The sequence below is a fragment of the Variovorax sp. 3319 genome (genome assembly GCF_031456585.1).
Lineage (GTDB): Bacteria > Pseudomonadota > Gammaproteobacteria > Burkholderiales > Burkholderiaceae_C > Variovorax > Variovorax paradoxus_P.
On sequence record NZ_JAVDUZ010000009.1, the window covers coordinates 231,336 to 253,754 of the forward strand.

The following is a 22,419-nucleotide window of genomic DNA, read 5'->3' on the forward strand; positions in this document are numbered from 1 at the left end:
GATGCAGTCGATGAATCGGCTGGCGATCTTAGGCCGCGCGGGCTTCCACGGCCATGGCGCCGGTGCGGATGGCCAGGCGCCAAAGCCGCACGGCCCGCGCCGCAAAAATGCCGCTGAAGGCGCCGTACAGCATGGGAACCCCCACCGCGAAGGCGGCCTGCTGGCGCAGTTCGGGGTGCATGGCCAGGGCCACGCCCACGACGTACTTGGTGAAGAAAATACCCATCATCAGCACCAGCGGCACGGCGCTGCCCGCCACATGAAATTCGCGTGCGGCACGGTCGTAGCGCGTGGTGGAAGGCAGGGGCTGCTGAAGCACCAGCAACACCAGCGCCGCCGCTGCCACGGCCCAGCCGAGCATGGCGCCCGGCGAATCGCCAAAGGCCGAGATCACGCCCGCCAGCGAGAGGCCGGTCATGGCAATGGGCATCACCGTGACCTTGGCCAGGCTGACGCTGCCCCCCAGCAGCTGCTTGCAGCCGAGCCACAGGAGCAGCACGAAAACGGCAAAGACCCACTTTGGGGTGTGAAGAATGATCTGCAGCAGCATGGTGTTTCTCCGGTTAAAGATGATTCGATGGGCGGACTTTGCCGGCGCACCCCCGCCCGCACCACGCCTGTGCGACGAAATGCGGGCCGGCGGCGCGGAACGCAGCCAAGCGGCGCGAAACGTGGTGTTTTCAGAAGCTTTACCGGTGCTTTACGGTTCATAAGACAGGAGCGCTACGATCCAGCGCTCCACTAGCGGCCGTACTTGCGCACTGCCTCACCACACATGGAATCACCGAACTCCGAGCCTTCTTCCGGCGATTCGCCTGCTGTTCAACCGGTACACCCAGCCTCGTCTCCACCGCCCCGGCCGCCTTCGCGCCGCCGGCTGTGGCTTGGCAGCCTCATTGCGCTGCTGTTGCTGCTGGCGCTGGGAGGCGGCGCCTGGTACCTCATCAACCGCAAGAGCAGCACCGCCGGCGGGCCGGGCTTTGGCGGGGCCACGGTCACGGTGGGCAACGCGGTGGCGCGCGAGATCGAGCTGCCGGTGACCATCGACGCGCTCGGAACGGTCACGCCGCTGGCAACCATCACGCTCAGGGCGCAGGTGGGCGGTGTTCTTACCGAGGTGCTGTTTACCGAAGGGCAGACCGTTGCCAGGAACCAGCTGCTTGCGCGCATCGACCCCCGGCCCTACGAGCAGGCGCTGATGCAGGCCCGCGGCACGCGCCAGCGCGACGAGGCGCAACTGGAGGCTGCGCGCGTCACGCTCGCCCGCTACCGCACCTTGCTGACGCAAGACTCCATCGCCCGGCAAGACGTGGACACCCAGGCCGCGCTGGTCCGGCAGCTCGAAGGCACGGTCACCACCGACCTGGCTGCCGAAGCGGCCGCCAAGCTCAACCTCGACTACACCCGCATTACCGCGCCCGTGGCCGGTCGCATCGGCCTGCGGGCGGTGGATGCGGGCAATACCGTTACCGCCAACGCAACCACGGGCATCGCCGTCATCACGCAGATGAACCCGATCGACGTGCAGTTTTCGGTGCCGCAAGACCGCGTGCCCGACATCCAGGCGCAGCTTGCCAAGGGCGAGCCGCTGCCGGTTACCGCCTTCGACCGCACCCGCGCGGCAACGCTCGACACGGGCACCTTTTCCACGCTCGACAACGTGGTCGACACCACCACCGGCACGGTCAAGGCCAAGGCCCGCTTCGGCAACGCGCAGACCACGCTGTTCCCGAGCCAGTTCGTCAACGTGCAGATGCTGCTGCGCAAGGTGCGCGCGGTGGTGGTGCCGGTTACGGCAGTGCGCACCGGGCCCAATGGCGACTACGTGTATGTCATCAACCAGGACCGCACCGTTTCCATGCGCCAGGTGAAGCGCGGCGAGGCAAATGTCGAAGTGGTGGCCATTGCCTCGGGCCTGAAGGCGGGCGAGAACGTGGTGACCGAAGGCGGCGACCGCATCAAGGACGGCGCGGTCGTGCAGCTGCAGGGCGACCGCCCCGCGGCCGGCCCGCGCGGCGGGGCCTCGGGGCCTCGCGGCGGGGCATCGGGCCCGCGCGGCGAGCGTGGAGAGCGCGGCGAGGGCGGTGGAGAGCGGCGGCGCCAGCGTCCGCCGCAATGACGAGCATCGGCAACAACACACGGAACAAGCGAGCGCGTTCGCGATGAGCCCCTCACGCCCTTTTATCGAACGGCCAGTGGCCACCGCGCTGCTGATGGTGGCCATTGTGCTGGCCGGCTTCGTGGGCCTGCGGCTGCTGCCGCTGGCCGCACTTCCCCAGGTCGACTACCCCACCATCCAGGTGCAGACTCTCTACCCGGGCGCCAGCCCCGAGGTCATGAGCCGCACCGTCACGGCTCCGCTGGAGCGCCAGTTCGGCCAGATGGCCGGACTCAACCGCATGAGCTCGGTGAGCTCGGCGGGGGTGTCGATCGTCACGCTGCAGTTCGCGCTCGACCAGACACTGGACGTGGCCGAGCAGCAGGTGCAGGCCGCCATCAATGCCGGCGGCTCGCTGCTGCCGGCCGACTTGCCCGCGCCGCCCGTGTACGCCAAGGTGAACCCGGCCGACGCACCCATACTCACGCTGGCGGTCAGCTCCCAGACCATGCCGCTCACCGAGGTGCAGAACCTCGTGAACACGCGGCTCGCGCAGAAGATCAGCCAGGTGAGCGGCGTGGGGCTGGTGTCGCTTTCGGGTGGGCAACGCCCTGCGGTGCGCATCCAGGCCGACACCAACGCGCTCGCATCGGTAGGCATTGGGCTGGACACGCTGCGCAGCGCCATTACCGCGGCCAACGCCAATAGCGCCAAGGGCAGCTTCGACGGACCGCGGCGGGCCTACACCATCAACGCCAACGACCAGCTCGTGACGGCGGACGACTACAAGAACCTCATCGTTGCCTGGAAGAACGGCGCGCCGGTGCGCATGACCGACGTGGCGCGCGTGGTCGACGGTGCCGAGAACACGCAGCTGGGCGCATGGGCCGCGTTGCGCGTGGCCGAGCGGGAACCGGTGCTGTACCCGGCCATCATCCTGAACGTGCAGCGCCAGCCCGGCGCCAACGTGATCGGCACGGTCGATGCCATCAGGAAGCAACTGCCCGAACTCGAGGCCTCGTTGCCGGGCTCGCTGAAGGTAGAGGTGCTGAGCGACCGCACCACCGGCATCCGCGCCTCGGTCTCGCACGTGCAGCTCGAGCTTGGGCTGGCCGTGGTGATGGTGGTGCTGGTGATCTTCTTCTTTTTGCACAGCGTGCGCGCAACCGTCATTGCCAGCCTTGCGGTGCCAATTTCGCTCATCGGCACCTGCGGGCTGATGTACCTGCTGGGCTACAGCCTCAACAACCTGAGCCTGATGGCGTTGACCATTGCCACCGGCTTCGTGGTGGACGACGCGATCGTGATGATCGAGAACATCGCGCGCTACCTCGAAGAGGGTGATCCGCCATTCAAGGCCGCGCTCAAGGGCGCAACGCAAATCGGCTTCACCATCATCTCGCTCACGGTGTCGCTCATTGCGGTGCTGATTCCGCTCCTGTTCATGGGCGACGTGGTGGGCCGGCTCTTCCGCGAGTTCGCCGTGACGCTGGCCATCACCATCCTGATCTCCGCGGTGGTGTCGCTCACGCTGGTGCCGATGATGTCGGCGCGCTGGCTCAAGCCGCAGGCCGAGGAGGGCGGGCGCTTCGGCGCGAGCGTGCAGCGCTTCTTCGACCGCGTGATCGGCCGCTACGACGTGTGGCTGCAATGGGTGCTGCGCCACCAGCCGCTGACGCTTGTCGTGGCGGTGGCCACGCTGGCGCTCACGGTGCTGCTCTACATGGTGATTCCGAAGGGGCTCTTCCCCACGCAGGACACCGGCCAGCTGCAGGCGCGCATCGAAGCCGCGCAAGACGTGTCGTACACGCGCATGTCCGAGCTGCAGCAGCAAGCCGCCAACGCCATCCTGGCCGACCCGGAAGTGGCCAGCGTGAGCTCGGTGGTGGGTGTGGATGCGGCCAACAACACGGCGCTGAACACCGGCAGCATGCTCATCAACATGAAGGCCGACCGGGGCAACCAGGAAGACACCATGGAGCGCCTGCGGGAGCGGGTGCGCGCCGTGGCCGGCGTTACGCTGTACCTGCAGCCCACGCAAGACCTGACCATCGACGCCGAAACCGGCCCGACCGAATTCCGCGTCTCGCTCGAAGGGGTGGACACCAACACAGTGGATACCTGGGCGCAAAAGCTGGTGGAGCGCCTGCGCTCCGAACCGCTGGTGCGCAACCCCACCACCAACGCGGGCGCCAAGGGCCTGGCCGCCTATGTCGACATCGACCGCAACACGGCCTCGCGCCTCTCGGTCACGGCCAGTTCGGTGGACGACACGCTGTACAGCGCGTTCGGCCAGCGCATCGTCTCGACCATCTTCACCGAAACCAACCAGTACCGCGTGATCCTGGAAGCGCAGCGCGAAGCACTGGCCTCGCCGCAGCTCTTGGGCAACCTGCAGTTGCGCACCGGCAGCGGCGCACCGACCACGCTGTCGTCGATTGCCACGGTGCGCGAGCAGTCTGCACCGCTGCAGGTAACCCACGTGGCGCAGTACCCCGCCGCCACGGTGGGCTTCGACACGGCCGAGAACGTGGCGCTCGGCAAGTCGGTGGCGGCCATTCGCGCGGCGGCAAAAGAAATCGGCATGCCGGCGAGCATGACCATGAGCTTTCTGGGGGCGGCGGGCGCCTACGAAAAATCGCTTTCCAACCAGCTGTGGCTCATTCTGGCGGCGGTGGTGTGCGTGTACATCGTGCTGGGCGTGCTGTATGAAAGCTACATCCATCCGCTCACGATTCTCTCGACGCTGCCCTCGGCTGGCGTGGGCGCGTTGCTCGCCTTGATGGTTACGGGCAACGACCTGGGCGTGATCGGCATCATCGGCATCATCTTGTTGATCGGCATCGTGAAGAAGAACGCCATCATGATGATCGACTTTGCAATCGACGCCGAGCGGCGCGAGGGCAAATCGCCCCGCGAGGCCATTCACCAGGCGGCGCTGCTGCGCTTCAGGCCCATCTTGATGACCACGCTGGCGGCGCTTTTTGCTGCGCTGCCGCTGATGTTCGGCTGGGGCGAGGGCGCCGAGCTGCGCCGGCCGCTGGGCCTGGCCATCTTCGGCGGCCTGGTGGTGAGCCAGGTGCTCACGCTCTTCACCACGCCGGTGGTGTACCTGGCTTTCGACCGCATGGGCCGGCGCTTCGGGCGCAAGCCGGAGGTTGTGGCCGAATGAACCTCTCCAGGCCTTTCGTCGAACGCCCGATTGCCACGGTCTTGCTGACCATCGGCATCGCACTGGCCGGCATTGCGGCGTTCTTCGTGCTGCCTGTGTCCCCGTTGCCGCAGGTCGACTTTCCGACCATCTCGGTAACCGCGAGCCTTGCGGGCGCGAGCCCGAGCACCATGGCTTCGAGCGTTGCAACGCCGCTGGAAAGGCGGCTTGGCGTGATTGCGGGCGTCAACGAGCTCACATCGACCAGCTCGAACGGCTCGACCCGCATCAGCCTGCAGTTCGACCTGAAGCGCAACATCGACAGTGCCGCACGCGAGGTTCAGGCGGCCATCAATGCGGCGCGGGCCGACCTGCCGGCCACGCTGCGCAGCAACCCCACCTACCGCAAGCGCAACCCGACGGCCGCGCCCATTGCCATCCTGGCGCTCACCTCGAAGACGCGCACCCCGGGGCAGATCTACGAGGCCGTGTCCAACATCGTGAGCCAGAAGCTCTCGCAGGTGGAAGGCGTGGGCGAGGTCGAGATCGGCGGGGGCTCGCTGCCCGCGGTGCGGGTCGAGCTCGAACCCTTCTCGCTCAACCGCTTCGGCATCAGCAGCGAAGACGTGCGGGCCGCCATCCAGGCCAACAATGCCAACCGGCCCAAAGGCGCCATCGAGAACGACGACCGCAGGCTGCAGATCTACACGCCATCGCCGGGCCGCCACGCGGTGGAATACCGCGACATGGTCATTGCCTGGCGCAACGGTTCGGCCGTGCGCCTGGGCGACGTGGCGCGGGTGATCGACAGCGTGGAGAACACGCGCACGCTGGGTCTCTTCAACGGCCAGCCTGCGGTGATCGTGCTTGTCACGCAGGAGCCCGGCGCCAACATCATCGAAACGGTGGATGGTCTGCGCGAACTGCTGCCCGAGCTTCGCGCACAGCTGCCGCAAGACATCGAGGTGCAGGTGGCCTCCGACCGCACCAACTCCATTCGTGCATCGCTGCGCGAGATCGAGGCCACCCTCATGATCTCGATTGCGCTGGTGGTGCTGGTGGTCGGCCTTTTCTTGCGCAAGGCGCGCGCCACCATCATTCCGGCGGTGGCCACGGTGGTGTCCCTGCTCGGCACCTTCGGCGTGATGCACTTGCTGGGCTACAGCCTCAACAACCTGAGCCTGATGGCGCTCACGGTGGCGACCGGTTTCGTGGTGGACGACGCCATCGTGGTGCTCGAAAACACCAGCCGCCACATCGAAGCCGGCATGGGCCGCGTGGAGGCTGCCCTGCGCGGTGCGCGCGAGGTGGGCTTTACCGTGCTGTCGATCAGCCTCTCGCTGGTGGCGGTGTTCATTCCGCTGCTGTTCATGGACGGGCAGATCGGCCGGCTGTTCCGCGAGTTCGCGGTCACGCTGTCGGTGTCGGTGCTGATCTCGCTGGTCATATCGCTCACCACCACGCCCATGCTCTGCGCCATGCTGCTCAAGCCCGAGCGGCCCGACGCCAAGCCGCCGGGGCGCTTGGCGCGCATGTCCGAAGGCGTGTACCAGTGGAGCCTGCGCACCTATGCCCACAGCCTGGACTGGGCGCTTGCAAGCAAGGCCGTGGTCATGGTGGTGCTGCTGGCCGTGGTGGGGCTCAACGTGTATTTGTTCTCCGCCATTCCCAAGGGCTACTTCCCTGAACAGGACAACGGCCAGCTGAATGCGGGCCTGCGCGCCGACCAGAGCATTTCGTCCGTGGCGCTGAGCGAAAAGCTGCGCCAGGCGGTCGACATCATCCACAAGGACCCGGCCGTCGATACCGTGGTGGGCTTTGCCGGCGGCAGCCGCTCGGGCGGCGGCTTCATGTTCGTCAACCTCAAGCCGCTTTCGCAGCGCACCGAAAAGACCGCCGCGGTCGTCAACCGGCTGCGGCCGCAGCTCAACCAGCTGACCGGCCTGCGCGTGTTCCTGAGCCCGGTGCAAGACCTTCGCATGGGTGGGCGATCGAGCAATTCGACCTACCAGTACACGCTGAAGGGCGACAACCTTGCCGACCTGCGCACCTGGACCGCAAAGCTGGCCGACCGGCTGCGCCAGGAAACCGCGCTCACCGACGTGGACAGCGACCAGGCCGACAACGGCGTCGAAACCTTTGTAGAGGTCGACCGCGAAAGCGCCGCGCGGCTGGGCGTGACTTCGAGCGCGGTCGACAACGCGCTCTACAACGCCTACGGCCAGCGCTCGGTTGCCACCATCTACGACGAGCTCAACCAATATTCGGTGATCATGGAGTGGGCGCCGCGCTATCAGCGCGCCCCCGTGGTGCTGAAAGACCTGTACGTGCCTTCGACGCTTACCACCAGCACCACCGCAAGCGGTGCCACCGCCGTGAGTTCGCTGGCCAACACCACCGACGCAAGCACCGGCACATCGACCACCACGTCGGCCAACCCGGGGCTGCGCACCGCCTCCACCGGCCAGGCGCTGGCGGCCAACACCACCCTCATGGTGCCGCTCTCTGCCATTGCCAAGGTGAGCGAGCGGGCGGTGCCAAGCTCCATCGACCACCAGGACACCGAACTTGCGAGCACCGTGTCGTTCAACCTGGGCGAGGGCGTACCGCTGCAAGAGGCGCGGCGCATCGTTGCGCAGGCCGAGGCGGACATTGCCATGCCGGTGAACGTGCGCGGCAGCTTCCAGGGCACGGCGCTCGCGGCGCAGCAATCGCAGGGGCAGCAACTGGCGCTGATCGTGGCGGCCATCGTGGTCATCTACATCGTGCTGGGCGTGCTCTACGAAAGCCTGATCCACCCGATTACCGTGCTCACCACGCTGCCTTCCGCAGGCGTGGGCGCGGTGCTGGCGTTGCTGCTGTTCCGCATGGAGTTTTCGATCATCGCGTTGATCGGGCTCTTTCTCCTGATCGGCATCGTCAAGAAGAACGCGATCCTGATCATCGACTTTGCGCTCGAGGCCGAGCGTGCGCGCGGCATCTCGGCTGTGGAAGCGGTGCGCGAGGCATGCCTGCTGCGCTTCCGGCCGATTCTGATGACCACGCTGGCCGCCGCACTTGGCGCGCTGCCGCTGGCCATCGGCTTCGGCCAGGGTTCCGAGCTGCGCCAGCCGCTGGGCGTGGCAATCATCGGCGGCCTTGTGGCGAGCCAGCTGCTCACGCTGCTGACAACGCCCGTGGTCTACGTGCTGCTCGACAAGCTGCGTCGCCGTTCCGGCAACGAGCGGCACCTGAGCCGCGCGGCAAGCTCGGCGACTTGAACAGAAGAATGAACGAACCTGCCATGAAACACCGACAACGCATTCACTTGAATCTGCCCGGCAGGCTGTCCGCACTGGTGTTGGCCGCCATGGTGGCCGGCTGCGCCGTAGGCCCCGCCTACCAAGTGCCCACCTCGGCCGCGCCCGCCGGCTGGAAAGAGCAAAAGACCGCCGAAGGCTGGCTGCCCGCCGCCCCGGCCGATGCGCTCGACCGCGGCGAATGGTGGAAGCTTTTCGGCGACGCGACGCTCGACGACCTGGCCGCCCGCGTGCAGGTGTCCAACCAGAACATTGCCGCGGCAGTGGCCAACTACGCGCAAGCCCAGGCACTGGTGCGCGGAGAACGCGCCGCGCTGTTTCCAACGGTGTCGCTCGACGGCAGCGGCAGGCGAAGCGGCAACACCGGCAGCACCAGCAACGCAACCAGCACCTTTGCCGCAACGCTGGGTGTCGACTGGGCGCCCGACGTGTGGGGCCGGCTGCGCCAAGCCGTGAGCAGCGCGCAGGCCAATGCAGAGGCCAGCGAGGCCGATCTTGCTTCGGCGCGCCTTTCGGCCATTGGCGACCTGGCCACCAACTACTTCTCGCTGCGCGAAACCGATGCCGAAATCGTGCTGCTCGACCAGACCATCGAGGGCTACCAGCGCGCCTTCGACATCACCAGCAACCGCTACAAGGCCGGCATTGCCGCGCAGACCGATGTGCTGCAGGCGCAGACCCAGCTGGTGAGCGCACAGGCGGAACGCGTGGGGCTGCAACGCACCCGCGCCACGCTGGAGCACGCAATTGCCATGCTCGTAGGCGTGGCACCTGCAGACTTCAACCTGCCCGCTGCGCAGTGGACGCCCACGGTGCCCGGCATTCCGACCGGGGTGCCATCGACGCTGCTGCAGCGCCGGCCCGACATTGCGGCGGCCGAGCGCGCGGTGGCAGCCGCCAATGCGCAGATCGGCATTGCGCGTTCTGCGTACTTTCCCAACTTTGGGCTCAGCGCTTCTGTGGGCGGCAACGCAAGCCGCGTAAAAGACCTGTTCAACGCATCCAACACGCTATGGGCGCTCGGCCTTTCGGTGGCGCAGGTGGTGTTCGATGCGGGCGCCATCGGTGCAAGTGTCGACTCGGCCAACGCGGGCCACGAAGCCAGCGTGGCGCGCTACCGGCAAACGGTGCTCACCGCCTTCCAGTCCGTGGAAGACCAGTTGACCGCCGGTGCCGCGCTGGCCCAGCAAGAGGGCCTGCGGCGCGAAGCCTCTGCCGCGGCCGACAAGACCGAGCAGCAGTTGCTCAACCGCTACCGCGCGGGCCAGGTCAGCTACACCGAGGTGGTCACCGCGCAGGCGGCCGCGTTGAATGCACGCCGCACGCTGGTGCAGTTGCTTGTAAATCGCCAGACCGCCGCGGTGGCGCTCATCCAGGCCCTCGGCGGCGGCTGGCAGGCTGGGGCAACGTAGTCGACGCGGTCAACGTGCCTTCAGTGCGCGTGACGGTCCATCGCTCCGCCAAGGTAGTCCTTGTCGGTCACAAGCACCCAGAGCGCGAGCACCAGGATTGCCGCGGAGACGAGCACGGCGTTGACCATCGCGTTCTCGGCAGTGGCAAAGCCGAGCACCCACGGTGACACGGCCAGCCAGATGGCAAGCGCGCCTTCGGTCCACTCTTCCCAGGCGCGCGGTACCAGGGTAGCCCCCAGCGCCACGGCGCCCAGTGCGACACCCGTCGCTACCGTGCTCCACATTGCCAGCGTCACGTCCTGGAAACCCAGGACCCAGGGCGAGACGATCAGCCACACACCCAGAACGATGTTGACCGGGTCTTGCCAGTGTTTCACTTGCTTCATGGTCATTACCTCCTGTCGCAACACAAAGCGGCGACTGGTGTTTGACCAGCCGGTTTTTGCCGGGTTCCGCATTGCCGCGCTGCAGCATGCGATTGGTTGCCCGCACCTAGGTTTCTAGCCGCCGCGCGCCACCGGCGGCACCAGGTAGGCGCCCGATTCGAACAGCTGCGCTTCCGCCTGGTCGATACGCCGTATCACAGGCTTGCCCGCGCGGCTTGCGAGCAGTTCGACCAGCGCTTCGGTCACCGCCACGCCGGCCGCCACGGACGGAAAGAACGAGGGGCTGTTGATCGTGAAGAGCAGTGTTTCGTCCGCCAGCAGCGACAGCGGCGAAGCCACGCTGTCGGTAATGGCGACGATACGGCAGCCCGCCGCCTTGGCCGCCTCTGCCACCTGCAGCGCCTCGCGCGAGTAGGGCATGAAGCTGGCCACCACCAGCGCGTCGCCCTTGGCAAAGGCACGCTGCTGCATTTCGAGCGAGCCGCCCTGGCCGTCGACCAGGTGCACGCTGGCGCGAAAGAGCCGGTACACATAGACGAACGAGAACGCAATCGGAAAGCACGCCCTGAACCCCGCCGCATGCACGGTGGGTGCTTTTTCGATCAATGCGCAAGCCTTTTGCAGCGCCTGCTCGCTCTGCTGGTGCGTGGCTTCAAGGTTGCGGCGCTGCACCTCGAACATCTCGCCCGTGAGGCTCCTGTCCTGCGCGCGGCCGATGAGCTGCTTGGCGCGCCCGCCGTAGGTTTCGGTGCCCAGGCCCATGTCGCCGGCAAAAGCTTCCTTCAGTTGCGGCCAGCCCGCATAACCCAGGTGCTGCGCAAAACGCACCAGCGTGGCGGGCGTGCTCTGCGCGCGCGTGCCCACGTTGCGCATCGATGTGGTGACGACTTCGTTCGGATGGTCGAGCACGTAGCGCGCCACCTGCTGCAAGGCGGGGCTCAGTTCGTTGAAACGCTGGCGGATCTGGTCTCTGGCGCCCATGGCGGTGTCTCTTTGGCTGCTGTTGTCGGAACGAATGTACCGGACACCGATCCACGCAACAGTTGACGGAACAAATGTTCCAAACAATAATCTGCCGGAAACGTTGGTTCCAAACCTGAATCCGCCATCTGCCGCCAGTCCGCCACCATGACGCACGTCTTTCATCGCCACCTTCGCCAGAGCCCGCCCGTTGCCGCAGGCTCCAGCGGCATGTTCATCCGCGACGCCGAAGGGCGCGAATACCTCGACGCATCGGGCGGCGCGGCGGTGTCGTCGCTCGGCCATGCGCACCCCGAGGTGCTGGCTGCCATGCACGCGCAGCTCGACAAGCTGGCCTACGCCCACACCAGCTTCTTTACCAGCGAAGTGGCCGAGCAACTGGCCGACGAGCTGATTTCATCGGCGCCCGAAGGCATGAGCCATGTGTACCTGGTGAGCGGCGGCTCCGAGGCGGTAGAGGCGGCGCTGAAGATGGCGCGGCAGTACTTCGTCGAAATCGGCCAGCCGCAGCGCACGCACTTCATTGCGCGCCGGCAGAGCTACCACGGCAACACGCTGGGCGCGCTTGCAGTGGGCGGCAATGCATGGCGGCGCGAACCGTTCGCACCCATCCTGGTGCCGGCCACGCATGTGGCGCCGTGCTATCCGTACCGCGAGCAGCTTGCCGAAGAAAGCGCCGAGCAATACGGCCAACGCCTTGCGGCGGAGCTCGAGGCAGCCATCCTCGCGCAGGGCGCCGACAGCGTGATTGCCTTCGTGGCCGAAACGGTGGGCGGCGCCACGGCCGGCGTGCTCACCCCCGTGCCGGGCTACTTCAAGGCCGTGCGCGCGGTATGCGACAAATACGGCGTGCTGCTCATCCTCGACGAGGTGATGTGCGGCATGGGACGAACGGGCACGCTGCACGCCTGCGAGCAGGAGGGTGTTGTGCCCGACCTCATGACCATCGCCAAGGGCCTGGGCGGCGGCTATCAGCCGGTTGGCGCGGTGCTGGCGCAGCGCAAGATCGTCGATGCCATGTCGAAGGGCAGCGGCTTCTTCCAGCACGGTCACACCTATCTCGGCCATCCGATGGCCTGCGCAGCGGCGCTCGCGGTACAGCAGGTGATCCGCCGCGAAGGACTGGTGGCCAAGGTTCGCGAGGACGGCGCGGCCTTCGGCGCCATGCTGGCCGACGCGCTCGGAGGCCACCCGCATGTCGGCGACATTCGCGGCCGCGGTTTCTTCTGGGGCCTCGAGCTCGTGGCCGATCGCACGAGCAAGGCGCCGTTCGATCCGGCGCTGACGATCAACGCCGCCATCAAGAAAGACGCCATGGCGCGGGGCCTGCTGTGCTACCCCTTTGGCGGCACGGTCGATGGCCGGCAAGGCGACCATGTTCTGCTCGCGCCGCCCTTCATTGCCACGCATGCTGACCTGCAGGAAATCGCAACGCGCCTTGCGGCTTCCATCGACGCCGTGACGAGCGCCGCCGCGCGCTGACCGCAGCTCCTTCTTTCTTCGTTTTTCAACCAGCCCGTTCCAAGGAGCGCTTTCATGCCCAAGCTTCGTCTGCAGATTCCCCCCGGTGTTGCCGCCCTCGCGGCGGCTCTTGCCCTGCTGTTGCCCCATGCCGTGCAGGCCCAGGACAACAACGACACGCTCGCCAGGATCAAGGCGAGCGGTGCCATCACCTTCGGCTACCGAGAATCGTCGTTCGGCTTTTCGTACCTGGACGGCAACCTGAAACCCGTGGGCTACAGCATCGAAATCTGCAACCGCATCGTCGAGGCAGTGAAGAGCGAACTGAAGCTGCCCGCCATAGAGATCAAGTACCAGGCGGTGACTTCGGCCAACCGCATTCCGCTGGTGCAGAACGGCACGGTCGACATCGAATGCGGCTCCACCACCAACCTGGTCGATCGGCAGAAGCAGGTGGCCTTCTCGCCGGACATCTTTCGCTACAACGTGCGCATGCTGGTCAAGGCCGATTCGGGCATCAGGAGCATTGCCGACCTGCAGGGCAAGACCGTGGTCACCACCACCGGCACCACCTCGTTCCGCCTGCTGCGCGAAGCCGACAAGGGCCGCAACCTCGAGGTGAACAACCTGGGCGGCAAGGACCACAGCGATTCCTTCCTGCTGGTGGAAAGCGGCAGGGCGCAGGCCTTTGTGCTCGACGACATCCTCTTGGCGGGCCAGCTCGCGAATGCGCGCAACCCGAAGGACTTTGTCATTACCGGCGAAAGCCTGCGCACCGAGAACCAGTCGCTCATGTTCCGCAAGGACGACCCCGCCTTCAAGGCGCTGGTGGACCGCGTGGTGTCGGGCATGATGAAGTCGGGCGAGATGGAAAAGCTCTACAACAAGTGGTTCATGTCGCCCATTCCGCCCAAGGGCATCAACATCAACTACCCGCTCAATGCCGAGACGAAAGAGGCCTTTGCCAACCCGTCTTCCAAGGGCATCTGACGATTACCCTCGCATGACCCGCATCGCACTGATTCACGCGCTCTCGCACTCGGTTGCTCCCATCAACGCCGCCTTCGAGCGCGACTGGCCCGAGGCCGTGCGCATGAACCTGCTGGACGACAGCCTTTCGGCCGACCTGGCTCGTGGCGGCCAGGGCCTCGGCGCCGCAATGCACGAGCGCTTTCAGCGGCTTGCGCAGTACGCGGTCGACACCGGTGCGCAAGGCATTCTCTTCACCTGCTCGGCTTTCGGCCCATGCATCGAGGCGGTGGCGCGGCGGCATGCGGGCATTCCGGTGCTCAAGCCCAACGAGGCGATGGTGGCCGAGGCCGCGCAGGGCGAAGGGCGCGGGCGGCTCGGCCTTATCGCAACCTTTGCAGCCACATTGGTTTCGATGCCGCCCGAGTTTCCGCCGGGCATCGATCTGGAGCCCGTGCTGGCCGCCGGCGCGCTCGATGCATTGAATGCCGGCGATGCGGCGCGCCACGATGCCTTGATTGCCGAGCAGGCGGCAGCCCTGCGCGAGCGCGGCTGTACGCGCATTGCGCTGGCGCAGTTCAGCATGGCGCGTGCGCGTGCCGCCTGCGAGCAGGCCAGCGGCTTGCCGGTGTTGACCACAGTCGATAGCGCCGTGAGGGCACTGCGGCTGCGCTCCGGTCAGGGCGGCTGACAAAAGCCCGCGGCGGCACGGGGCCGCCTGAACCCGGCCTGACTCGATGCCTCGCCATAATTGGTGCTCTTTAAAGGAGTAAGCGTGGACATCGTTTTGCTGGTGAAGGCCGCTGTCATGGGCATCGTCGAGGGGCTGACAGAGTTTCTGCCGATCTCGTCGACCGGGCATCTGATTCTTGCGGGCTCGCTGCTCGGCTTCGACGACGCCAAGGCCAAGGTGTTCGACATTGCCATCCAGACGGGCGCGATCTTCGCGGTAATCCTGGTGTACTGGCAAAAGATCCACTCCACCGTTGCGGCACTGCCGCGCCAGCCCAAGGCAAGGCGCCTGGCCATCAACGTGGTGGTCGGCTTTTTGCCCGCGGTGGTGCTGGGCCTCATCTTCGGCAAGATGATCAAGGCGCACCTCTTTACCCCGGTGGTCGTGGCAAGCACCTTCATCATCGGCGGCTTCATCATTCTGTGGGCCGAGAAGCGGCCGCCGGGCTCGGTGCGCATCGAGCACGTCGACGACATGACGACGTGGGACGCGCTCAAGGTGGGCCTGGTGCAATGCTTTGCGATGATTCCGGGCACCAGCCGCAGCGGCTCGACCATCATCGGCGGCATGCTGCTGGGCCTGTCGCGCCAGGCGGCCACCGATTTTTCGTTTTTCCTTGCCATTCCAACGCTCATCGGCGCGGGGGCCTACAGCCTCTACAAGGAGCGCGCGCTGTTGTCGGTGGCCGACATTCCGCTGTTCTCGGTGGGGCTGGTGTTTTCGTTTTTGAGCGCTTGGCTGTGCGTTCGCTGGCTGCTGAAGTACATCAGCACGCACAACTTCATTCCGTTTGCGTGGTACCGCATTGCCTTTGGCATTGTGGTGCTGGCCACGGCTTGGACCGGCGTTGTGGTCTGGGCGGAATAGCCCCGAACCTCGGCGCCGGGCCTCAGCTCAGCGCGAGAAAGAATCGTCGCCGCCCGCGCTGGCTGTTTCGGCCCGCGAGCCGAGCGCCAGTTTCTTGTAGATGCCCTTGGTGCGGCATTCCACCGCCAGCCGGGGTGTTGCAAGCGTTTCGGCAATGTCGCCGCAACTGCGTCCTTGCACCACCAGCTCGAGCATCTTGCGCTCGCGCAGCGACAGTGCGGTGTCAGGCTCGGCGGGTGAATCGGCCGCATGGCCCGCGTCCCAAGCCAGCACGCGCCGGGCAATGGCCACGTCGATCGGGGCGCCGCCTTGCTCGATGCTGCGCAGCCCGATGCTGAGCTCCAGGTCGTCGCGCTCTTTCAGCAGATAGCCCACCGCACCGGCGCGCAAGGCTGAAAAAACGGTTTCTTCGGTGCGTTTTGCAGCAACGGCGACGGCGGGCACCCGCGGATGGTTCGCCTGCAGCCATTCGATGAATTCGACCCCGCTGCCGTCAGGCAAGCCGACGTCTACAAGGGCCATGCCGAAGCGCTGGCTCTCGAGCAACTGCATGGCCGTCTCACCGTTCTCGGTCCAGGTGATTTGCGGCTCGTCGCATCCGAGCGTCGAAAGGATGTAGCGAAAACGTTCCTGCATCGACGGGTCGTTTTCGACCACCAGCGTCGGGCTCAGAGAGACGGCTTCGACGGCTTCCATTTGGGAAGTTGACATTTGTGCCACATTTTGAAGCGGTGATCGGAGAACTGGGACGTTTTTACTTATTTTCGTCCATTGTTACCGATGATTGCAATTTGTATCTCGTCGTTTGTTTCCCTCTTGACAGGCATGCGCAGTGCGAGCTGCGTTTCTCCGGGCCGAGACTCGAGCCTAAGCTCCGCGCCCAGCCGGCGGGCGCGTGCGTGCAGGCTGCGCAGGCCCGCGCCAGCGCCCTTGGCGGCATCGGCGACGACGAACCCCCGGCCGTCGTCGCGTACATCGAGCAGCAGTTCGGCATTGGCGCACGTGACGGTCACATCCACGCGCCGGCCTGCGCTGTGCTTCAAGGTGTTCGTCAGCGCCTCCTGCAAAAAGCGCAGCAGGTCGAGGCTTTGCGAAGGCGGGAGTTCGAGCGTCTCGATGTTCGAAACCCGCCACCGGCAATCGATACCGTTCGCGTCGAGCAGTTGCGAGGTGCGGTGACGCAAGGGCGCCAGCAGTTCGCCGAAGGTTCGTGCGTCGTCGTGCCGGCCCGTGGCCTCGATGATGAGCCGCAGGTCGTCGCGCAGGCTCTTTAGCATTGCGAGCAGCGCGGATGCCGAAAGCTCCTCGGGCCTGCGCTCCAGCGTTGCGATGCTGCCGACCAGCATGCCGCCCAGCCCGTCGTGAAGGTCGCTCGCCAGGCTGACCCGCTCGCCGATGCGCGCATGCGCGAGCTCCAGCGCGTGCTGCTGCGCGAGCGTTGCGGCCAACTCGGCCTTGGCAGCGTTCACTTCCTCGATGAGTTCGGTGTTGAAGTTCTCGATGCGCTTCAGGCTGCTCACGAAGCGCCCGGCCTGCGTGAGCGCCATGCCAAGCAGCAAGCCGTACGAGGACATGGTCGTGTAGTAGATGTTGCTGTCGATCACCTGGGTGAACACCAGCAGGTCGTGCGCACCGGTGACCGCCGAAAGGGCCATGAAGGGCGCAAGCGAGCGCATGGGGCTGCCACGATGCCGCGCGGCATGAACCAGCGAAGCGCTGTTCACGGCAATGATCGTGAGGCCGCCCACCAGCGTCCAGAGGGCGCGATGTGTGGGCAGGTTTGCGGGGCCGGCAAGCCATAGGTCGAGCACGCCGGCCACCGCAATCAGCAGCGCAACGCCTTCGAGGCGGGACATGCGGCGCTCGCAGAAGCGCAGCGCAAAGATGACGTACGACACGCTGAACAGAAGCAGCAGCGAAGTGTTCGACGCCTGCCAGCTGTGGTTGCTTGCAAAAGGCCAGGGGCTGGTCGCGATCTGGTTGTAGCCGAACAGGAGCCACAGCACCGACATGAGCGCGAACCAGCCATAGGCCGTTTCGCGCCTGCGCAACAGCCACAGCGCAGCGAAGAAGGCGGAGACTGCAGCGCTCACCGCCAGGCCGAGCATCTGGAGATCGCGGCGCAAGAGGCGCTCGTGCTCGTAGTTCGCCTGTACTGCGGCGGGCGCGCCAAGGCTGACAGGGCCAAGGCCGGCCTGGTAGGCAGAGAGGCCCGAAACCCGTATCAGCAGCGTGTTGCGGCCCTCGCGCAGCAGCGGCGGCGCCAGCAGCCAGTAGCGCGGGCTGTTCCAGGCCCGGGTCAGGGGCTCGACAAGGCTTTCGTCGCGCCAGATGGGTGTGCCGTTGAGCGACACCGCACCGGCCATGTTGAGGTAGTGCAGCAGCAAGCCGGTTTCGGCGACGTGCGCAGGCTGTTCCCAGGTCAGCCGATACCAGACCACGCCGTCGAAGCCCGGCCAGCGGCCCGCCCAGCTGTCGGGGAGGGTGACGGGAGTCCAGCTGTCCGCCGGAGGTGCGGCCTCGTTCCAGCCGGTGCCGCGCACCGCTTCCACGTGGATCTCAGGCGAAGGCTGCGCTGCGGCGGACCCGGCCGCAAAGAGAAGCACGCATGCGCCGATCAGCTTGCAAAACCATGCCCTCAGGCCCGGGAAGCGGCGGCCTCGGCGTGCAAACGGAAGGCCGGCCCGCAGCGCAGCTTCTTGGTTAGGCATTTCATTTACCAATTTTCGGGGATGGCCTAGTAGAGACCGAAAACACACACTTTGTCTCTACTGTTTTGTTTGCTTTCAAGAAAGAAGAAGCCATGGCATTTCCAGCCCACGCCGCCGCTGCGCACAAAGTGCAGCGCAAAGAGCCGACCAGAAAGCGGTTGCCGCGGCGAGCGCTCGGGCATCTTCCTGCCCTTGCGCTGCTGTTTGCCGGGAGCGCCTTCGCGGCAGGACTTGTCAATGGCACTGCGGGCAATCCCGGCCCGGCGGTCATCAACGGGACCGCGGGAGCCGGCGGCGCTGCAGCCGGCGTGTCAGCAGACGGAGCTACCGCGCTCGGTGCGGGCGGCGATGGCGGCGAAGGAACGGCCGGTGGCATCGGGGGAATGGGTGGGGCGGGGGCCAGCGCAACCGCAAACGGCGCAACGGCCGTCGGAGGTGGTGGCACGGGCGGCCAAGGCGTGGCCGGAGGAACGGGCGGCGCCGGAGGGCGCGGCGCCCAAGCCTCGGCGGGCGGCGCGATTGCGCTCGGCGCGGGAGGCACGGGCCCCCAGGCGTGTTGCAGCAACACCGGAGCGGCGGGCGGCAACGGCGCGGAGGCTTCGGGCACTTCCGCAATTGCCATCGGAAGCGCCTCGGAAGTTAGCCGGGGCGCCGTGGCATCTGGCGACGGCAGCACTGCCATCGGCGGTGCCAGCGGCGGAGCGTCAGGCGCGGCCGCATTGGCCACCGGCAGCGTGGCGCTGGGCGCGGGCAGCCGGGTAGCCGGCGCCGCGAACGGCAGCGTCGCCATCGGCGCGAATTCCGTTGCCACGGCGGCCAACACGGTGTCTTTCGGAACCGCCGGCCAGACGCGCAGCCTGGTCAACGTGAGCGCCGGGGCGGTGACCGCCGCAAGTACCGATGCAGTCAACGGCAGCCAGCTGTACACCGTGCAGCAGACGGCCAACACGGCGGTATCCGCAGCTTCGGCAGCACAAGGCACGGCCGACTCCGCACTTGGCCTGGCGCAAAATTCGGCGCAATACGGCGCGGGCGGCACATCGCTGCAACTCAACGCGAATGGCGGCGCCGGCACCACCATCAGCAACGTCGGTGCGGGCCAGGTGGCAACCGATGCCGCCAACGTCGGCCAGGTGCAGCAGGCGCAGCAGACCGCCGTTACCACGGCAAACAACTTCACCGTTCAACAGGTCACTGCACTGCAGGCCTTGATGAACCAGGCGTTGTCCAGCGGTGTCTGCGCAGTGGGTGCAGGCGGAGCGGTGGCCTGCGGGCCGGGGGCGGGCGCGAGCGGTGCCGGCAGCACGTCGATGGGCACCAATGCACAGGCGAACGGCCAGGACACCGTTGCAGTCGGCAATGGCGCGCAAGCCAGCCATGCGGGTTCGGTTGCCATTGGCGCCGGCGCCAGGGCGCTGGCAGACCCCACCACCGCCGTCGGCAACAACGCGGTGGCCACAGGCAACAACGCCGTGGCACTGGGCGCCAACACACTGGCGTCGGGCAGCAACGCAGTGGCGTTGGGGCAGGGTTCGGTGGCCGACCGCGACAACACCGTGTCGGTGGGCAACGCCGCCACCGGCCAGCTGCGCGGCATTGCGAATGTAGCGGCCGGCCTGCTCGGCACCGATGCCGTCAACGTCAACCAGCTGCAGCAGGCGGTGAGCAACGCGACCAGCCAGGCCAACGCGTTTGCAGCACAGGGCGTTGCAGCCGCGCTGGCCATGCCTTCGATGCCGACCTTGGCCGTCGGCAAGAAATGGATGGGGGCCGCCATGGGCAACTACGCGGGCGCTTCGGCGGTCGGCTTCGCTTTCGGCTACCAGGTCAGCGACAACTTCAACCTGGGGCTGGGTGTTTCCACCGCAACCAGCAGCGGCAGCAGCAACCGCGTTGCGGCTCGCGTGCAGGCGGGTTACGCCTGGTGAGGCGTGGGCACCGCAAACAAGGTGGCCAGGGTCAGTGCAGCAAGCCGTGCCTGCGGGCCTGGTAGACCGCCTCGGTGCGCGAGTTGACGGCGAGCTTGCGATAGATGTTCTTGGTATGGCATTCGACCGTCAGCCTCGAGATGGAAAGCGACTCGGCCATGTCGCGGTTGCTGAGGCCTTGCGCCACCAGCTCCAGAATCTTTTGCTCCCGCGGTGTCAGCGCCACGGCAAGCGGGGCCGGCGCGTGGGCCGCCATCACCGGCGTAGCCATCTGCGTTGCCAGCCAGGCGAGGATGTGGCGTGCAATGGCCGGGTCGATCGGTGCGCCGCCTTGTTCGATGCTGCGCAGCGCAATGCTGAGCTCGAGGTCGTCGCGCTCTTTCAGCAGATAGCCGATGGCGCCGGCGCGCAGCGCCGCAAAAATGGTTTCTTCGGCGCGCCAGGCTGAAATGACGACTGCGGGTACCTTGGGGTGCGTTGCCTGCATCCAGCCGATGAGTTCGATCCCGCTGCCGTCCGGCAGGCCGATGTCGACCAGCGCAATGCCAAAGCTGCGCGACCCCAGCAACTCCTTGGCCGACGCAACGCTGTCTGCCCACGCGATCTGCGGCTCGCCATAGCCGAGCATCGCCAGCACGCGGCCCAGCCGCTCGCGCATGGCGGGATCGTCTTCGACAACCAGCGAAGGGCTCAGGGAGACCGCTTCAACTATTGCCGGTTGCAATGAGGACATGAGGCCGACTCAGTCCAGCAAGTTGCGCAGCGTCGCTTCGACTGCCGCGGCGGTGGCCAGCGGCTTTTCCATGGGAAAGAGGTGCGTGCCATCGAGCATGGCAATGCGCCCCTTGGTCACCTTCTGGGTCATGGCCATGCCCACCTGCTTCATTTCAGCCGATTGGCGCCCGCCGATGAAGGCCACCTTGCATTTGAGCGGATGGCGGCGCAGCAGTGCGCCCAGGTTGTGGGGCAGGGTGTTGTAGATGGCCGTTTCAACGTTGCGGTCGAAGCTCAGCTCACGCGTGTCTTCGCTGTCGAAGGTGCCGTGATCGATGTAGTCGTGCAACACCTGCTCGTTCCACCTGGCAAAGGCCTTCTTGCTGCGGAAGTGCTCGAACACGGCTTCGCGGTGCTCCCACTTGTTCTTGCGCCTGCGGCTGATGGCGCCGGGTGACACGGTCTTCATCAGCGGGGTGCGCTTGACCAGGCTCAGCGTGTTTGCGCGCCAGCCGCCCAGAATGGGCGAGTCGAGCAGCACCACGCCGCGGGCGAGCGCCGGGTGCAGCGCCGCGCACATCAGGCTCAGGAACCCGCCGAGCGAATGGCCCACCAGAAACACTGGGCCGCCCGCGCGATCGGCGTGCTGCTGGGCGAAGTCTGCGAGCTGCTGCACCAGGTGCGGCCAGTTGTCGGTTACGGGGTACTTGGGGTCGTGCCCGAACTTCTCGATGGCGTCGACCTCGAAGCCGCGGTTGCGCAGGCTGTCGAGCACCACACGGTAGGTGCTTGCCGGAAAGCTGTTGCCGTGCGAGAAGACGACGGGCGGCATCGCCATGGCTGTTGCTGCGGCCGGGCTCAGATGAGCTTTTCGTCGGGCGTGGAAATCTTGCGCAGCGGGCTGTGCCGGGTGGCCGGCATCTTCAGCGGGTGCTGGGTGGCGGAGTCGTCCCACACCGGGTCTTCGATGCTGTCGAACACCTCGCGCAGCTTCTGGCCCCAGCTGTTGTGCATCATGCGGTAGTAGGGGTTGTCGGCATCGATGCAGATCACGCGGTCGGTCTCGAACTTGTTCGCCTCGTACACCACCAGGTCGAGCGGCAGGCCCACCGACAGGTTCGACTTCATGGTCGAGTCCATCGACACCAGCGCGCACTTGGCAGCCTCGTCGAGCGGGGTTTCGGGCGTGAGCACGCGGTCGAGCACCGGCTTGCCGTATTTCGATTCGCCCACCTGGAAGTAGGGCGTCTCGGTGGTGGCTTCAATGAAATTGCCCGCCGAATACACCAGGAAGAGGCGCATGCCTTCGCCCTTGACCTGCCCGCCGAAGATGAACGACACGTTGAAGTCGAGCCCCGCATGCTTGAGCGCCTCGGCGTCGCGGTCGTACACGTGGCGCACGGCCGAGCCGAGCACGCGCGCGGCGTCGAACATGCTCTTGGCGTTCCAGATGGTGATGGGGTCGCCCTGCGAGCCGTCTTCGCGGGTTTCGCGGAGTTCCTCGATCTGCAAGATTTCGCGCACCGACTGCGAGATGCTCAGGTTGCCCGAAGACAGCAGCACCATGACGCGGTCGCCCGGCTGCTCGTAGACGATCATCTTGCGGAAGGTGCTGATGTGGTCCACACCCGCATTGGTGCGCGAGTCGGAAAGAAACACCAGTCCGGCGTTGAGTTTGATGCCTACGCAATAAGTCATTTTTTCATCTC

17 protein-coding genes are annotated in these 22,419 nt (G+C 66.3%); 9 read left to right on the plus strand and 8 right to left on the minus strand.

The genetic code is table 11. From position 1 onward, the window contains the following. Positions 1-28 precede the first annotated feature (28 nt). On the minus strand, positions 29-550 hold the full coding sequence (locus tag J2X67_RS19275) for a DUF6622 family protein (protein ID WP_309955411.1): 522 nt from the start codon (positions 548-550) through the stop codon (positions 29-31). A gap of 225 nt (positions 551-775) precedes the next feature. Between J2X67_RS19275 and J2X67_RS19280 the strand changes: the two genes are divergently transcribed. Genes J2X67_RS19280 through J2X67_RS19295 form a run of 4 tightly spaced genes read left to right on the plus strand, consistent with a single transcriptional unit; the run spans position 776 to position 9,960 of the window. Next, entirely contained in the window at positions 776-2,119 is a 1,344-nt protein-coding gene (locus J2X67_RS19280; protein WP_309955413.1) for an efflux RND transporter periplasmic adaptor subunit, read from the plus strand. 43 nt (positions 2,120-2,162) lie between these two features. Then, complete coding sequence (locus J2X67_RS19285; protein WP_309955415.1) at positions 2,163-5,270, plus strand: efflux RND transporter permease subunit; 3,108 nt, start codon at positions 2,163-2,165, stop codon at positions 5,268-5,270. Then, positions 5,267-8,509 (plus strand): efflux RND transporter permease subunit, encoded by a 3,243-nt coding sequence (locus J2X67_RS19290; protein ID WP_309955418.1) that lies wholly within the window; start codon positions 5,267-5,269, stop codon positions 8,507-8,509. Before J2X67_RS19285 ends, J2X67_RS19290 begins: the two co-directional genes overlap by 4 nt. Before the next feature lie 8 nt (positions 8,510-8,517). Beyond that, positions 8,518-9,960: an efflux transporter outer membrane subunit gene (locus J2X67_RS19295; RefSeq protein WP_309955421.1), complete on the plus strand. Its 1,443-nt coding sequence runs from the start codon at positions 8,518-8,520 to the stop codon at positions 9,958-9,960. Positions 9,961-9,980: 20 nt separating this feature from the next. On the opposite strand, the gene J2X67_RS19300 is transcribed toward J2X67_RS19295, so the two are convergent. Together J2X67_RS19300 and J2X67_RS19305 are read right to left on the minus strand one after the other, a co-directional pair. Beyond that, on the minus strand, positions 9,981-10,346 hold the full coding sequence (locus J2X67_RS19300; protein WP_309955424.1) for an SPW repeat protein: 366 nt from the start codon (positions 10,344-10,346) through the stop codon (positions 9,981-9,983). 114 nt (positions 10,347-10,460) lie between these two features. Next, positions 10,461-11,327, minus strand: a complete 867-nt coding sequence (locus J2X67_RS19305) for a MurR/RpiR family transcriptional regulator (RefSeq protein WP_309955427.1) — start codon at positions 11,325-11,327, stop codon at positions 10,461-10,463. Between the two features lie 147 nt (positions 11,328-11,474). On the opposite strand from J2X67_RS19305, the gene J2X67_RS19310 reads away from it, so the two are divergent. The 4 genes from J2X67_RS19310 (at position 11,475) to J2X67_RS19325 (ending at position 15,357) form a co-directional block, all read left to right on the plus strand. Continuing rightward, entirely contained in the window at positions 11,475-12,809 is a 1,335-nt protein-coding gene (locus J2X67_RS19310; protein WP_309955430.1) for an aspartate aminotransferase family protein, read from the plus strand. A 54-nt stretch (positions 12,810-12,863) separates the two neighbouring features. Then, positions 12,864-13,778 (plus strand): amino acid ABC transporter substrate-binding protein, encoded by a 915-nt coding sequence (locus tag J2X67_RS19315; RefSeq protein WP_309955434.1) that lies wholly within the window; start codon positions 12,864-12,866, stop codon positions 13,776-13,778. A gap of 13 nt (positions 13,779-13,791) precedes the next feature. Beyond that, on the plus strand, positions 13,792-14,448 hold the full coding sequence (locus J2X67_RS19320; RefSeq protein WP_309955437.1) for an aspartate/glutamate racemase family protein: 657 nt from the start codon (positions 13,792-13,794) through the stop codon (positions 14,446-14,448). Positions 14,449-14,532: 84 nt separating this feature from the next. Continuing rightward, the gene (locus J2X67_RS19325) at positions 14,533-15,357 is read left to right on the plus strand and encodes an undecaprenyl-diphosphate phosphatase (RefSeq protein ID WP_309955440.1); all 825 of its coding nucleotides are present in this window, start codon (positions 14,533-14,535) and stop codon (positions 15,355-15,357) included. Positions 15,358-15,384: 27 nt separating this feature from the next. Here the strand turns inward: J2X67_RS19325 and J2X67_RS19330 are convergent, their stop codons facing one another. Continuing rightward, positions 15,385-16,068, minus strand: coding sequence for a response regulator transcription factor (locus J2X67_RS19330; protein ID WP_309955442.1), 684 nt, complete (start codon positions 16,066-16,068; stop codon positions 15,385-15,387). 47 nt (positions 16,069-16,115) lie between these two features. Beyond that, a complete protein-coding gene (locus J2X67_RS19335; RefSeq protein WP_309955444.1) occupies positions 16,116-18,068 on the minus strand; it encodes an ATP-binding protein in 1,953 nt (650 codons plus the stop codon). Positions 18,069-18,160: 92 nt separating this feature from the next. On the opposite strand from J2X67_RS19335, the gene J2X67_RS19340 reads away from it, so the two are divergent. Next, the gene (locus J2X67_RS19340) at positions 18,161-19,996 is read left to right on the plus strand and encodes an adhesin (protein ID WP_309955448.1); all 1,836 of its coding nucleotides are present in this window, start codon (positions 18,161-18,163) and stop codon (positions 19,994-19,996) included. Between the two features lie 31 nt (positions 19,997-20,027). Here J2X67_RS19340 and J2X67_RS19345 read toward each other — a convergent pair whose 3' ends face one another. The 3 genes from J2X67_RS19345 to J2X67_RS19355 are packed head-to-tail and all read right to left on the minus strand — an operon-like array spanning position 20,028 to position 22,408. Continuing rightward, entirely contained in the window at positions 20,028-20,729 is a 702-nt protein-coding gene (locus J2X67_RS19345) for a response regulator transcription factor (RefSeq protein WP_309955451.1), read from the minus strand. Positions 20,730-20,738: 9 nt separating this feature from the next. Beyond that, positions 20,739-21,548, minus strand: a complete 810-nt coding sequence (locus J2X67_RS19350; protein ID WP_309955454.1) for an alpha/beta hydrolase — start codon at positions 21,546-21,548, stop codon at positions 20,739-20,741. Between the two features lie 20 nt (positions 21,549-21,568). Beyond that, on the minus strand, positions 21,569-22,408 hold the full coding sequence (locus tag J2X67_RS19355) for a proteasome-type protease (protein WP_157614818.1): 840 nt from the start codon (positions 22,406-22,408) through the stop codon (positions 21,569-21,571). Positions 22,409-22,419: the final 11 nt, after the last annotated feature.